The following is a 13,086-nucleotide window of genomic DNA, read 5'->3' as shown; positions in this document are numbered from 1 at the left end:
TGCGTGTCTTTCCTTATGTTGAACCGTCAGACCTTCAAGAACTCTTCCCGTCCGCCCAGCCAGCGCGCCAGGTGCGCATCGACCACCGCGATCTTCTCGGGCTTTTCGCCGTCGAGCAGGTATTGCGCCACGTCGCGCGCCCGGTCGACAAGCCAGCCATCGAGCTCCAGGTCGGCAAAGCGCAGCATCGCCTGGCCCGACTGGCGCGCGCCCAGGAACTCCCCCGGCCCGCGGATCTCCAGGTCGCGCCGCGCGATCTCGAAGCCGTCGGTGGTCTCGCGCATCGTCATCAGGCGCTGCTTGGCCACCTGGCCCAGCGGGCTCTGGTACAACAGCAGACAGACCGACGCCGCCGAACCCCGCCCCACGCGTCCGCGCAGCTGGTGCAGCTGCGACAGGCCGAAGCGCTCGGCATGCTCGATCACCATCAGGGACGCGTTCGGCACGTCGACCCCGACCTCGATCACGGTGGTCGCCACCAGCACGTGCACCTGGCCGGCCGTGAAGGCGTCCATCACTTCCTGCTTTTCGGCCGGTTTCATGCGGCCATGCACCAGCCCCACCTGCAGTTCGGGCAGCGACTCGGCCAGGGTTTCGTAGGTCTCGGTCGCGGTCTGCAGCTGCAAGGCTTCGGATTCCTCGATCAGCGGACAGACCCAGTACACCTGGCGGCCTTCGAGCGCCGCCGCGTAGACGCGCTCGATCACCTCGTCGCGCCGCATCTGGTCGATCGCGCGCGTGACGATCGGGCTGCGCCCCGGCGGCAGCTCGTCGATCACCGACACTTCGAGGTCGGCGTAATAGGTCATCGCCAGCGTGCGCGGGATCGGCGTGGCCGACATCATGAGCTGGTGCGGCACCAGGCCGTCGCTGCCCTTGTTGCGCAGGGTGAGGCGCTGGCCGACGCCGAAGCGGTGCTGCTCGTCGACGATCACCAGGCCCAGTTTCGCGAACTGCACCGTGTCCTGGATCAGCGCATGGGTGCCGATCACCAGATTCGCCTGGCCCGACTCGATCAATTCGTTGGAGGCGGCCTTTTCTTTTTTTTTGAGGCTGCCGGTGAGCCAGGCCACCTTGACCCCGAGCGGCTCCATCCAGGCCGCGATCTTGCGAAAATGCTGCTCGGCCAGGATCTCGGTCGGCGCCATCAGCGCCGCCTGGTAGCCGCTGTCGATCGCCTGCGCCGCGGCCAGCGCCGAGACCACGGTCTTGCCGCTGCCGACGTCGCCCTGCAGCAGGCGCTGCATCGGATAGCCTTCGCGCAGGTCGTTGCGGATCTCTTGCACCACGCGCTGCTGGGCGCCGGTGAGCTTGAACGGCAGCGCCGCCAGGAAGGCTTCCGACAGCCGGCCCACCGCTGCCAGGATCGGCGCGCCTTTGTCGCGCCGCGCGCGCTGCGCGCGCTTGAGCGACAGCTGCTGCGCCAGCAGCTCGTCGAACTTCATGCGCTCCCAGGCCGGGTGCGATTTTTCGCCCAGCGCATGCTCGTCGACGTCGGCCGGCGGATAGTGCAGCAGCTTCACGGCCGGCTCGAAGTCGATCAGCCCCATTTTCGTGCGGATGCCCGCGGGGACGGTATCGCTCCAGTCGATACGCTTCATCGCATCGGCGATCGCGCGCCGCAGCACCGTCTGCGACAGGCCTTCGCCGGCCGGATACACGGGCGTGAGCGAGGAGGGGAGCGGCGCGCCCTCGTTGACCACTTTATAGGCAGGGTGCACCATCTCGGCCCCGAAGAAGCCGTGTTTCAGTTCGCCGCGCGCGCGAATCCGCACGCCTTCGGCCATCTGCTTGACCTGGCTGCCGTAGAAGTTCATGAAGCGCAGCAGCAGGTCGCCCGATTCGTCGGCGATGGTCACCAGGAGCTGGCGCCGCGGTTTGAACGAGATTTCGTTCTTGGTCACCACGCCTTCGACCTGCGACACGTGGCCGCCGCGCAGGCAGGCCTCGCGGATCGACACGATCCGGGTCTCGTCCTCGTAGCGCATCGGCAGGTGCAATACCAGGTCCATGTCGCTGCGCAGTCCAAGGCGGGCGAGCTTGCTTTCGAGGGTCTTGGGTGGATTTGTGGTCTTGGAGGCGGGCATATCGCGGCAAAATGGCGCTCGCTGGCGTAAAATAGAAGGTTCGCCATCAGCGCTGGAGCCTGTATTGTAAAGCTGGCAGCGCTTATTTTCCCAGAATTGAGAATAATGTACTCGCTTTCCGATTTCGACTTCGAGCTGCCCCCCGAGCGCATCGCGCAATTGCCGCTGCCTGACCGCAGCGCCTCGCGCCTGCTCCAGCTCGACGGTGACCAGATCACCGACCGCCACTTCGCCGACATCGTCGGCCAGCTCCAGCCGGGCGACCTGCTGGTGATGAACAATACCCGCGTGCTCAAGGCGCGCTTCTTCGGCGTCAAGGAAACCGGCGGCCAGGTCGAGGTGCTGGTCGAGCGCGTGCTCGACAGCCGCTCCGTGCTGGCCCAGGTGCGCGCCTCCAAATCGCCCAAGCCGGGCAACCGCATCCGCCTGGCCGACGCCTTCGACGTCACGGTCGGCGAACGCGCGGGCGAATTCTTCACCTTGCAATTCGAAGGCGATGTGTTCGAACTGATCGACGCCCACGGCCGCCTGCCGCTGCCGCCCTATATCGAGCACACCGCCGACGAATTCGACGAGCAGCGCTACCAGACCGTGTACTCGAAGGAGCCGGGCGCGGTCGCCGCGCCGACGGCCGGCCTGCACTTCGACCAGCCCCTGCTCGACAAGTTGGCGCAAAAAGGCGTCAAGTTCGCCTATGTCACCCTGCACGTCGGCGCAGGCACTTTCCAGCCGGTGCGGGTCGAGGATTTGAGCGAGCACAAGATGCACACCGAGTGGTACACCATTTCGCAAGAGACGGTGGATGCGGTGCGCGCCGCGAAAGCGGCGGGCCGCGACGTGGTCGCCGTCGGCACCACCAGCTTGCGCGCGCTGGAATCGGCCTCGCAAAGCGGCGAGCTGGTCGCCGGCAGCGCCGATACCGCGCTGTTCATCACGCCCGGCTATCGCTTCAAGACTGTTTCGCGCCTGATCACCAACTTCCACCTGCCCAAGTCGACCCTGTTGATGCTGGTGTCGGCCTTTGCCGGTTTCGATCCGATCCGCAAGGCCTATGCCCATGCGATCGCCAACGAATACCGCTTCTTCAGCTATGGCGACGCCATGCTGCTGACGACGCAGTCACGCTGAACCCTACGTTAAAGAACACGATGCTCGAATTTACCCTGCTCAAGAAAGACACCAGCGGCCTGTCGCACGCCCGTCGCGGCCGCCTGAAGCTGAACCACGGCACCATCGAAACGCCGATTTTCATGCCGGTCGGCACCTACGGGTCGGTCAAGGCGATGTCGCCGGTCGAACTCAAGGAAGTCGGCTCGCAGATTATCCTCGGCAACACTTTCCACCTGTGGCTGCGTCCCGGCGTGGACGTGATGAACAAGTTCGGCGGCCTGCATCAGTTCATGGGCTGGGACAAGCCGATCCTGACCGACTCGGGCGGCTTCCAGGTGTTTTCGCTGGGCGCCATGCGCAAGATCACGGAAGAGGGCGTCAAATTCGCCTCGCCGATCGACGGCTCGCGCCTGTTCCTGTCGCCCGAGATCTCGATGCAGATCCAGCGCGCGCTGAACTCCGACATCGTGATGCAGTTCGACGAATGCACGCCTTACGAAATCGACGGCCGTCCGGCGACGAGCGAAGAAGCGGCCAAGTCGATGCGCATGTCGCTGCGCTGGGCCCAGCGCTCGATGAACGAGTTCAACGGTGGCGGCAACCCGAACGCGCTGTTCGGCATCGTCCAGGGCGGCATGTACGAGCACCTGCGCGACGAGTCGCTGGCCGGCCTGGAAGACATCAACTTCCCGGGCCTGGCGATCGGCGGCCTGTCGGTGGGCGAACCGAAGGAAGACATGAAGCGCATCCTGGCCCACGTCGGCCCGCGCCTGCCCGAGCACAAGCCGCACTACCTGATGGGCGTCGGCACGCCGGAAGACCTGGTCGACGGCGTGGCGAACGGCGTCGACATGTTCGACTGCGTGATGCCGACCCGCAACGCGCGCAATGGCTGGCTGTTCACCCGTTTCGGCGACGTCAAGATCAAGAATGCGCGCTACAAGGATGACAAGGCGCCGCTGGACGAGAGCTGCGACTGCTATTGCTGCAAGAATTTCTCGCGCGCCTATCTGCATCACCTGCACCGCTCGAATGAAATCCTGGGCGCCCGCCTGAATACCATCCACAACCTGCATTATTACCTCAAGCTGATGCAGGAAATGCGCGACGCCATCGATGCCGACCGTTTCAATGAGTTCCGCATCGCCTTCAATGCGGGCCGCGCACGCGGCGTGTAAGCGCTCGCTCAGTCGCCGAGCCCGGCGCTGTCGTATTGACGGTAGCGCCGGATTTTAATTCCAGCAGGCTCTTGTAATACCTAAAAGCAAGATCACCTATTCCCGGATTTGGTTTTCGGTGACTGGCCGATGCTAGAATACACCGCTTATTTTTTTAACTTCACCATCGGAGTTCCTTGTGTTTATTTCCAACGCTTACGCGCAAACCGCCGCCGCAGACCCGGGCATCATGGGCAGCCTGACGACCTTCCTGCCGCTGATCCTGATGTTCGTGGTCATGTACTTCCTGATGATCCGTCCTCAGCAGAAACGCCAGCGCGAGCTGAAAGCGATGATGGAAGCACTGGCCAAGGGCGACGAAGTCGTGACCGCCGGCGGCATCGTGGGTCGCGTCTCGAAAGTGACCGACGCCTACGTGACCCTGGAAATCGCGGCCGGCACCGAAATCACCGTGCAGAAGAACGCGGTGACCACCCTGCTGCCGAAGGGCACCCTGAAAGCCCTGTAAGAGCAAGCCCGTGCGGCCCGCGGGCCGCACTGCCCAACCTGAACGCCGGAACACTATGAATCGCTATCCCGTCTGGAAATACCTAATGATCGTCATCGCGCTGCTGCTCGGCGCGTTGTACACGGCGCCCAACTACTTCGGCGAAACGCCGGCGTTGCAGGTGACATCGGGCCGTTCGACCCTGAACATCACCAGCGCCTCCACTACCCTGGTCGAGGATGCGCTCAAGCGTGCCGGCATTGCCCATACCGGGATCTCCCTTGAAGGCAGCGGTCACACGACGTCCGTACGTGCGCGCTTTGCCGGTACCGAAGAACAATTCAAGGCCAAGCTGGCCCTGGAACGCGAATTGAACCGCGACCCGGCCAATCCCGATTACATCGTCACCGTCAACCTGGTCACCAATACCCCGGCCTGGATGGAAAAGATCGGCGCGGGGCCAATGAGCCTTGGCCTGGACTTGCGCGGCGGCGTGCACTTCCTGCTGCAGGTCGATACCCGGGCAGTGGTCGACAACAAGGTCAAGGCGCTGCAGGCCAGCGTGCGCAGCAACCTGCGCGACGAAAACGTGCGCCACGCCGGCATCGAGCGCGTGGGCGACACCATCGAAGTGCGCTTCCGCGACGCCGCGACCCGCTCCACCGCACGCAATGTGCTGACCACCCGTTCGAACGAGCTGAACTTTGCCGACGCCGCCGACGGCGCCGACCAGAAGCTGGTCGTCAGCCTCAAGCCCGACGCGATCAAGCGCAGCGTCGAAGAGGGCGTCAAGCAGAACATCGTGACCCTATCCAAGCGCATCAATGAGCTGGGCACCACCGAGCCGATCATCCAGCAGCAGGGCGCCGACCGCATCGTGGTCCAGCTGCCTGGCGTGCAGGACGTGGCGCGCGCCAAGGACATCATCGGCCGCACCGCGACCCTCGAGCTGCGCATGGTCGACCAGACCGTGACCCCGGGCACCGAACTGTCGGCGGCGATCCCGCTCAATTCCGAACTGTTCACCGAAGGCCGCGGCGCCCCGGTCGTGCTGTCGCGCGACATCATCCTGACCGGCGAGTACATCTCGAGCGCCACCGCCAGCTTCGACCAGAACCAGCAGCCGGCCGTCTCGATCGACCTGAACGGCGACGGCGGCCGCCGCATCCGCCAGGCGACCCGCGACAACGTCGGCAAGCGCATGGCCATCCTGCTGAAAGAGAAGGGCGTGTACAACGTCCTGTCTGCCCCGACCATCCAGAGCGAGCTGGGTTCGACCTTCCAGATCACCAATATGGGGACCTCGCAGGACGCCAACGAACTGGCGCTGCTGCTGCGCTCGGGCGCGCTGTCGGCGCCGATGGAATTCGTCGAGGAACGCGTGATCGGCCCGCAGCTGGGCGCCGAGAACATCGAGCGCGGCCTGCAATCGACGATCTGGGGCTTCGTGGCGATCGCGGTCTTCATGGTCCTCTACTACCACCTGTTCGGCGTGTTCTCGGCGCTGGCGCTGGCGGCCAACGTGCTGTTCCTGCTGGCCCTGCTGTCTCTCCTGGGCATCACCCTGACCCTGCCGGGCATCGCCGCGATCGCGCTGGCGCTGGGCGTGGCGATCGACTCCAACGTGCTCGTCAACGAGCGCATCCGCGAAGAGTTGCGCGCCGGGGCGCCGCCGCAGGCGGCGATCGCGGCCGGTTCCAAGCACGCCTGGGACACCATCGTCGACTCCAACGTGACCACCCTGATCGTTGGCCTCGCGCTGCTGATCTTCGGTTCCGGCCCGGTGCGCGGCTTCGCCGTGGTGCACTGCCTGGGCATCCTGACCTCGATGTTCTCGGCCGTCGTCGTGGCCCGCGGCTTCGCCAACCTGTGGTACGGCCGCCAGAAGAAACTGACCAAGATTTCGATCGGCACGGTCTGGCAGCCGGGCATGTCGCCCACCAAGAAGTAAGGACTCGAGACTGACATGGAATTTTTCAAGATCAAACGGGACATCCCGTTCATGCGCCACGCCCTGATCCTCAATGCGATCTCGGTGATCACCTTCGTGCTGGCGGTGTTTTTCCTGTTCAGCAAAGGGCTGAATTTCTCGGTGGAATTCACCGGCGGCACCGTGATGGAGCTGCGCTATCCGCATGCGGCCAACCAGGAAAAGATCCGCGACACGCTGCGCGGCATGGGCTATTCGCACCCCGAGGTGGCCAGCTTCGGCACCGCCCAGGACATCATGCTGCGCCTGCCGATCCTGGAAGGCGCGGAAGCGGCCGGCACCTCGGCGCGCGTCTTCAACGCCATCTGCGCCGCCGAAGGCGGTGCGCCAAAGCAGCGCCAGGTCACGACCGACAAGGGTGAGGTGGTCAATCACACCAGCTGCGCCAGCGCTTCCGGTGAAGAGCTGATCAGCCTGCAGCGGGTGGAGTTCGTCGGCCCGTCGGTCGGCGACGAGCTGGCCCAGAACGGCCTGAACGCGCTGATCATGGTCATCGTCGGCATCATGATCTACCTGGCGATCCGCTTCGAATGGAAGTTCGCCGTCGCCGCCGTGGTCGCCAACCTGCACGACGTGGTCATCATCCTCGGCTTCTTCGCCTTCTTCCAGTGGGAATTTTCGCTGACGGTGCTGGCGGCAACGCTGGCGGTGCTGGGCTACTCGGTCAACGAGTCGGTCGTCATCTTCGACCGGATCCGCGAGATGTTCCGCCGGCAGCGCCGGATGTCGACGGCGGAAGTCATCGACCACGCGATCACCAGCACCATCTCGCGCACCATCATCACCCACGGATCGACCCTGATGATGGTGATGTCGATGCTGTTCTTCGGCGGCTATGCGCTGCACTACTTCGCGATCGCGCTGGCCATCGGCATCCTGTTCGGCGTGTACTCGTCGGTGTTCGTGGCGGCGGCGGTGGCCATGTGGCTGGGCGTCAAGCGCGAAGACCTGATCAAGCCGGTCAAGGAAAAAGACGAGACCGACGGCGCGGTGGTCTGAGCCGCCGTCCCCCGCATGAACATGCCGCCCCGGCCCTGTCGCGGCGGCATGTTGTTTGATGCGACTCCGTTATACGGCGAATTTGACAGTGTTGTGTGTGGCAGCGCACGGATTTGCCTTTCTGGCGCGCCTATAGTGAACCTGTCTCTTTCAGGACATCCCTAGTTTTGGACTTCACCCGCTTCGGTAACGAAGCGGGTTTTTTTTGGCCGGCATTTCTTGCCTTGGATTGAGAATATTAAAAAGACATGTTCAGTGTGAAATGACGCACCGAGGGCCGGGCGCCGCTCGCATAAGATGGACTCGTCTCTTTCAGGACATTCCTAGTTTTGGACTTTACCCGCACCGGCAACGGCGCGGGTTTTTTTTGTCCTAGAGCTGCCAGGGATGCTTGATATCGCCGTCGAGCGCCGCATCCAGATAGGTCGCGGCGCTGATCAAGGCCAGGTGGGTAAACGCTTGCGGGAAGTTGCCGAGCAGCTCAGCCTGGTTGGTAAACTCTTCGGCATACAAGTGGACGTGGTTGCCGTAGGCGAGCAGCTTTTCCATATTGTTGCGGGCCTGGTCGATGCGGCCGGCGCGCGCCAGGCATTCGACGTACCAGAAGGAGCAGGCCGCGAACGCGCCTTCCTGGCCCTCGAGGCCGTCGTCGCGGTCGTAGCGCAGCACCAGCGCATCGTCGCCGAGCTGTTCGCCGATCGCGTCCAGGGTGGCCAGCCACTGCGGATCTGTCGAGCCGACGAAGCGCACCAGCGGCATCATCAGCAGCGCGCCGTCCAGGTCGCGCGAACCCTTGCTGCGCACGAAGTGGCCCAGCTCCTCGTTCCAGAACGTGTCCCAGATATAGCGCGAGATCTCGTTGCGCGTCGCGATCCAGCGCTCGAACGGCGCCCTGAGCGAGCGCTTGCCGGCCAGCCGCACCGCGCGGTCGACCGCCACCCAGCACATGAGTTGGGAATGCAAATGCTCGCGTGGCGGCTCGCGTCCTTCCCAGATGCCGGCATCCGGACGCTGCCAGTTTTCGCAGACAAAATTGACGACCTGACACACGCCGACCCAGTCGGCATGGGAAATCGCCTCGCCATATTTATTGCTGAGGTAGATCGAATCGAGCAGGGCGCCGAAGATATCGAGCTGCAACTGGGTGGCGGCGGCATTGCCGATGCGAACCGGTTTGGAGCCGGCGTAGCCCGCCAGGTGGTCGAGGTCGATTTCCTCCTTCACCGGGCTGCCGTCCAGCGCATACATGATGCGCAGGTGGCTGTCGGTCGAATCGTGCTTCGGCCGTTCGGCCGACCAGCGCGTGAACGCCTTGGCCTCGTCGACGTAGCCGAGCCGCATCAGCGCGTACACGGTGAACGAGGCGTCGCGGATCCAGGTGGCGCGGTAGTCCCAGTTGCGCGAACCGCCCAGCACCTCGGGCAGGCCGAAGGTCGCGGCTGCGACCATCGAGCCGTGGCGGCACGAGGTCATCAGCTTGAGCACCAGCGCCGAGCGGTTGACCGCTTCGCGCCAGCGGCCCTTGTAGGTCGAGCGTCGGGTCCAGTCCTGCCAGCGCCGCACGACTTCGGCGAGCAGGGCGTCGCGTGCGCTGGCATCGAGCGCCGAGTCGCCGTCCTCGTCGAGCACGAAATCCATCACGTCGCCGGCGCGCAAGACGATCGATGCGCCGGCGCCGCCGTCGGTTGCCGTGAAGTTGACCGGCGCCGACAAGCGCAGGCGCAGGCCGCCGGTGGCATCAGGGGTGGCGAATACCACATGGTCCTGCCCCACCGTGACGTCGGGTCGCTGGCGGGCGTAGTCGAAGCGCGGCTGGCAATTGATCCGGATGCGGGCTTCGCCGCTGCCGACCCGCACCCGGCGCACCAGGCGCGCCGCGCCATGGCCGAGTTCCTCGGGACCGGCCATGAAATCGATGAGTTCGACGTTGGACGTCTCGCCCAGCCACTGGGTCAGCAGCACATTGGTGTCGGGCACATAGGTCTGCACCACGCGCATGTCCGGGTCCTCGGGCGCGATGGTGAAGTGTCCGCCCTGCTCGGGGTCGAGCAGGGCGGCGAAGATGCTGGGACTGTCGAAGTCGGGCCAGCACAGGAAGTCGACCGTGCCGTCGAGCGCCACCAGCGCGATCGTGGCCATGTTGCCGATGGCGCCATGGTCGCCGATCGGGCGCGGCGGGCGGGTTGCCTTGAGTTCAGCCATTGTCTTCGAATCCTGGATAGAGCGACATGCCGCCGTCGACGTAGACCGTGGCGCCGGTCATGTAGTCGGCCAGGTCGGACGCCATGAACAGCGCCAGGCTGGCCACGTCGTCGGCCTCGCCGATGCGTCCATACGGAATCAGCTCGAGCAGCTTCTTGCCCGCCTCGCCTTCGGTGGCGTCCTCGTTGATCGGGGTGCGGATGGCGCCGGGCGCGATGCCGTTGACGCGGATGCGTTCCCGCGCCACTTCCTGGGCCAGCGAGCGCATGAACATGCCGATGCCGCCCTTGGACGCGGCATAGTTGACGTGGCCGGCCCAGGGAATCGTTTCATGGACCGAACTCATGCACAGGATGACGCCATTGGCGCGCATGCGGCCACGGTTGCCCTGGCGCCGAAAGCGCCGCACCGCCGCGCGGGCGCACAGGAACTGGCCGGTCAGGTTAACGTCGAGCACGGTCTTCCACTCTTCCAGCGACATGTCGGCGATCCGCGCATCCTTCTGCATGCCCGCGTTGGCGACCAGGATATCGAGGCCGCCGAAGGCCTGGTCGGTCTCGTCGAACAGGCGTGCGACGTCGTCCTCGCTGGACACATCGCACTGCACCGCCAGCGCCTGGCCGCCGGCTTGCTGGATTTGGCGCACGACTTCGTCGGCCTTGTCCTGGCTGCTGTTGTAGTTGACCACCACCTTGGCGCCGGCTGCGGCGAAGGCGATGCAGATGGCGCGGCCGATGCCGGAGTCGCCGCCGGTCACGAGCGCCACCTGGTCGTTCAGGCTGATTTTCATGAAATGTCCTCCAGAGCGTGATTGCGCCGGACGCGCTCTGCAGTCGCGTCCTGGCTGGACGACCTTAGCAGAAAGTAGGGATCGGACATGCACGCCTGGGTGGCGTGTGGTGCACGGCAAATGAAACGCGGAGCCTGGCCGATAGTGTGCGTGAGCGTACGGAGTGCGCCACGCCACCGGCATAAGATGAGGCTGTCTCTTTCAGGACATCCCTAGTTTTGGACTTGGCCCGCTCCTTACCGAGCGGGCGTTTTTTTTGACGCTGTCCTCGTTAGCTGTGGATGAGCATTGAACTGCTGAGCTGACCCGCGGTCCAATCCCGGTCGTCATCGATCGGGAGCGTACGATGAAAGCGCCGCAGTTTACGAAGCTGTTCGCCCAGCTGCTAAAGCTGAACCAGCCGCAGCGCCAGAAGGTGCTCGCCGCCCTGCATCCGGCAGCCGGGCTGGACCGGGTGACCGGCCTTATCGGCGAGATCCGGTCAAAGGGCCGGCGCTGCCCGGGCTGTGCCTGCGAACGTTGCCACCGGCATGGCCAGGCCAATGGTCTGCAACGCTATCGCTGCTGCGCGTGCGGCCGCACTTTCAACGACCTGACCGGCACGCCGCTGGCACGGCTCAGGCTCAAGGGCAAGTGGCTCGACTATCTGGAAACGGTGCTTGATTCCCGCTCGGTCCGCTCTGCGGCCAGGCGTGTCGGCGTGCACCGCAATACCGCCTTTCGCTGGCGTCATCGCTTTCTCGAGCGGGCCAAGGACGACCGCCCGGCGCGTCTTTCAGGCATCGTCGAGGCCGACGAGATGTTCCTGCTCGAATCGCAAAAAGGATCACGCAAGCTCGATCGCCAGCCGCGCAAGCGCGGCGGCAGGGCTGCCCTGCGCGGGATCTCGCATCATCTCGACTGCATCCTGGTGGCACGCGACCGCAGCGGCCAGACCATCGACGCCGTGACCGGACGCGGCGCCTTGAAGGCAGCGCAGCTGGTCAGGCACCTGCTGCCGAAACTCGATCCCCAGGCGCTGCTGGTAACGGACGCCAACGCCGCCTATGCCGCCTTCGCCCGTACCCACGGCATCGCGCATCAAGCGGTCAATCTCAGTGCCGGCGAACGGGTGCGCAAGGGCGTCGAGGGCGCCATCCATGTGCAGAATATCAACGCCTACCACCGGCGCTTCAAGGAATGGCTGGCGCGCTTCCATGGCGTAGCTTCATGCCGACTGCCCAACTACCTGGGCTGGCATTGGGCGCTCGATGGCGGGCGGGTACCATCTGTCGAGCAATTGCTGCGCATCGCATTCGGGGTCATCAACACCTAACGAGCACAGCGCCTTTTTTTTGGGGAACGGACGTCGCTTACAGCAGCGCCGACGTCAGGCTCTTGACTTCCTCGCTTGACTCTTCCAGCACGCCCTTGAGCGTGCCCGCGCCGAACACGAAGTCGATGGTCGCGGCCGCGGTATGGGTGGTGGCGCCGGGCGGCGCGAACAGCGGAGAAGGCAGGGGCGCCAGGTCGTTGGCCAGCAGCAGGGTGTCGCCCAGGGTTTCCGGCGGCAGCGCGCGCATGCCGTCCCACAGCGCCTCGATCGCGCTCATGACCGGCGCCGGGACGCCCAGCTTGTGCAGCACGCCGCGGCCGACGGCCGCTTCGCCATGGTCGAGCCAGGCGTCGAGGTTGTCGTCCAGCAGGCCAGGGAGGGCTTCGGCGCGCGACAGCAGGTAGAAGCCGCCGACCTCGTGCACGATGCCGGCGAACAGCGCGGTGTCGGGATCGACGAAGGACACGCGGCGCGCGATCACCTGGGCCAGCGCAGCCACGTGGGCCGAATGGGCCCATAGCTGGTCGGCCTTGTGACGCAGGCCCGGATCGCGGATCTCGCTGGCCAGCTGGCGCACGATGACCGAGGCCGCCAGGGCGCCCAGGGTGCGAAAGCCCACGCGCTGGACCGCCGCGCGCACGTTGGTGACGTCGTTGCCGCTGCGGTTATAGGCCACCGAGTTGGCGATCGCGACCGTGCGCGCCGCCAGTAGCGGCTCGGCCTGCACCAGGCGGGCGGCGGCTTCGATATGGCAGTCGGGTTCGCCCAGCGCCCGCTGCAGGGTCAGCGAGGCGTTGACGCTGGTGGGGAAGGCAAGTTCGCCGCGGCTGGCTTCGGCGGCAATGCTGTCGAGTGCGGAGACTGGGTCCATGAAAAAATTATACCCTCAACGCAACACCTTGCATGCAAAAATATTGCCCCACAGTAT

10 protein-coding genes are annotated in these 13,086 nt (G+C 64.9%); 6 read left to right on the top strand and 4 right to left on the bottom strand.

All coding sequences use genetic code 11. The features are described 5' to 3' along the window. Positions 1–26: 26 nt before the first annotated feature. Entirely contained in the window at positions 27–2,087 is a 2,061-nt protein-coding gene (gene recG / locus ACZ9AQ_RS18125; RefSeq protein ID WP_429205813.1) for an ATP-dependent DNA helicase RecG, read from the bottom strand. Between the two features lie 105 nt (positions 2,088–2,192). On the opposite strand from recG, the gene queA reads away from it, so the two are divergent. The 5 genes from queA (at position 2,193) to secF (ending at position 7,851) form a co-directional block, all read left to right on the top strand. Next, positions 2,193–3,215 (top strand): tRNA preQ1(34) S-adenosylmethionine ribosyltransferase-isomerase QueA, encoded by a 1,023-nt coding sequence (gene queA / locus ACZ9AQ_RS18120; protein ID WP_429205812.1) that lies wholly within the window; start codon positions 2,193–2,195, stop codon positions 3,213–3,215. Between the two features lie 20 nt (positions 3,216–3,235). After that, positions 3,236–4,375, top strand: a complete 1,140-nt coding sequence (tgt, locus tag ACZ9AQ_RS18115; RefSeq protein ID WP_429205810.1) for a tRNA guanosine(34) transglycosylase Tgt — start codon at positions 3,236–3,238, stop codon at positions 4,373–4,375. A 178-nt stretch (positions 4,376–4,553) separates the two neighbouring features. After that, a complete protein-coding gene (yajC, locus tag ACZ9AQ_RS18110; protein ID WP_429205809.1) occupies positions 4,554–4,883 on the top strand; it encodes a preprotein translocase subunit YajC in 330 nt (109 codons plus the stop codon). 55 nt (positions 4,884–4,938) lie between these two features. Then, on the top strand, positions 4,939–6,813 hold the full coding sequence (secD, locus tag ACZ9AQ_RS18105) for a protein translocase subunit SecD (protein WP_429205808.1): 1,875 nt from the start codon (positions 4,939–4,941) through the stop codon (positions 6,811–6,813). A 15-nt stretch (positions 6,814–6,828) separates the two neighbouring features. Further along, positions 6,829–7,851 carry a protein translocase subunit SecF gene (secF, locus tag ACZ9AQ_RS18100; RefSeq protein ID WP_429205807.1) on the top strand — a complete coding sequence of 341 codons (1,023 nt, stop codon included), beginning with the start codon at positions 6,829–6,831 and terminating at the stop codon, positions 7,849–7,851. A 372-nt stretch (positions 7,852–8,223) separates the two neighbouring features. Here the strand turns inward: secF and ACZ9AQ_RS18095 are convergent, their stop codons facing one another. Continuing rightward, on the bottom strand, positions 8,224–10,053 hold the full coding sequence (locus ACZ9AQ_RS18095) for a glycoside hydrolase family 15 protein (protein WP_429205806.1): 1,830 nt from the start codon (positions 10,051–10,053) through the stop codon (positions 8,224–8,226). Further along, complete coding sequence (gene fabG, locus ACZ9AQ_RS18090) at positions 10,046–10,843, bottom strand: 3-oxoacyl-ACP reductase FabG (protein ID WP_429205805.1); 798 nt, start codon at positions 10,841–10,843, stop codon at positions 10,046–10,048. Before fabG ends, ACZ9AQ_RS18095 begins: the two co-directional genes overlap by 8 nt. A gap of 346 nt (positions 10,844–11,189) precedes the next feature. Between fabG and ACZ9AQ_RS18085 the strand changes: the two genes are divergently transcribed. Further along, positions 11,190–12,158: an IS1595 family transposase gene (locus ACZ9AQ_RS18085; protein WP_429205803.1), complete on the top strand. Its 969-nt coding sequence runs from the start codon at positions 11,190–11,192 to the stop codon at positions 12,156–12,158. A gap of 37 nt (positions 12,159–12,195) precedes the next feature. On the opposite strand, the gene ACZ9AQ_RS18080 is transcribed toward ACZ9AQ_RS18085, so the two are convergent. Beyond that, complete coding sequence (locus tag ACZ9AQ_RS18080) at positions 12,196–13,029, bottom strand: HDOD domain-containing protein (protein ID WP_429205801.1); 834 nt, start codon at positions 13,027–13,029, stop codon at positions 12,196–12,198. Positions 13,030–13,086 lie beyond the last annotated feature (57 nt).

The sequence above is a fragment of the Massilia sp. UYP34 genome (assembly GCF_056279385.1).
This window is presented reverse-complemented; position numbering and strand designations above follow the sequence as displayed.